This is a genomic window from Xenorhabdus littoralis, from assembly GCF_033949345.1.
GTDB classification, from domain to species: Bacteria; Pseudomonadota; Gammaproteobacteria; order Enterobacterales; family Enterobacteriaceae; genus Xenorhabdus; species Xenorhabdus littoralis.
In genome coordinates, this window is the sequence record NZ_VCDP01000278.1 from 1 (window position 1) to 316 (window position 316).

At 56.0% G+C, this 316-nt stretch carries 1 rRNA gene; it reads right to left on the reverse strand.

Annotation, left to right across the window (positions count from 1 at the left end):
- Window positions 1–316 (reverse strand): 23S ribosomal RNA (locus tag FE394_RS19600); the annotation flags it as partial.

Genomic DNA, 316 nt, shown 5'->3' on the forward strand with positions numbered 1-316 from the left:
TTGAGCGATGGCCCTTCCATGCGGAACCACCGGATCACTAAGCCCGACTTTCGTCCCTGCTCGACTTGTAGGTCTCGCAGTCAAGCTCCCTTATGCCTTTGCACTCTACGAATGATTTCCAACCATTCTGAGGGAACCTTTGGGCGCCTCCGTTACACTTTAGGAGGCGACCGCCCCAGTCAAACTGCCCACCTGACACTGTCTCCCGGGTCGATAAGACCCGTAGGTTAGAATTTCAATACAGTCAGGGCGGTATCCCACCAGCGCCTCCACCGAAGCTAGCGCTCCGGTTTCAATGGCTCCCGCCTATCCTGTA